The 682-nt window shown below is 50.1% G+C and carries 1 protein-coding gene; it reads right to left on the bottom strand.

The genetic code is table 11. The annotated features are described in order from the left end of the window. Window positions 1–124: 124 nt before the first annotated feature. Entirely contained in the window at window positions 125–490 is a 366-nt protein-coding gene (locus ACI3K0_RS30775) for a DUF5343 domain-containing protein (RefSeq protein ID WP_404946989.1), read from the bottom strand. Window positions 491–682: the final 192 nt, after the last annotated feature.

Here is a 682-nt window from a genome sequence, read left to right as displayed (position 1 = left end):
AATCCGCGTCGGCGCTCTTCTCAACGAGTGAGCGAAGGTCCATCATGTCTTTGGTCATCGGTGGTCTTTCCATCAGGTTGTGCTTGAACAACCCAACCCTACCGGAAAATCCCGATGACCACCCTTACTCAGCTACACCATCTCCCGGGACACGATCTTTAAATTTTCCGAGAATAGCGCCCCTGTCTGCAGCGGACGGAATTTCTTTTATAAGGAAGATATCCGCGTATGCCTCTCTAAGAGCTTCTGCCATCACCTTCTTGGATCGAGAATGATCCCGATAACTGTGATAACGAGAAGTTGGTTTTCCATCAGGGGAGAGGAAGCCGAGAGCTTTTAACAACGGTATGTATGCTCGGTCATTCGATGAGCTGAACCCCCAGTCTTTAAGAAGTTGCGTCGTAAACTGTTCAGGTGCCTGACCACCTTTTAATTTGTCAAAGAAATCTTGAACTCGCCCTGACCCTACAAGGTACGTATTAGTGAGCATAACAACATGACCTTTTAAGCGTTAATCCCGGCGGCGAACTCAATCACCGCGGGGATCAGCTTATCGTAACCGCCCGATTGGCGCCGCCTGCCGCCTAAGGCCTTGATGGCCTAAGACACGTGTTTAACGACGTCGTTAGCGACGTGTCTTATGCGGGGATTGCGATGCGCGTTGAAATTCTTGGGCAAGAGC

The sequence above is a fragment of the Rhizobium sp. ZW T2_16 genome (assembly GCF_044987325.1).
Taxonomy (GTDB): domain Bacteria; phylum Pseudomonadota; class Alphaproteobacteria; order Rhizobiales; family Rhizobiaceae; genus Neorhizobium; species Neorhizobium cellulosilyticum.
The sequence above is the reverse complement of the archived record's forward strand: the minus strand, read 5'-3'. Positions and strand labels throughout refer to the sequence as shown.

Excerpts from the sequence above, each read along its gene's own strand:
- ACI3K0_RS30775 (WP_404946989.1), bottom strand. The coding sequence starts at position 490 with ATGCTCACTAATACGTACCTTGTAGGGTCAGGGCGAGTTCAAGATTTC.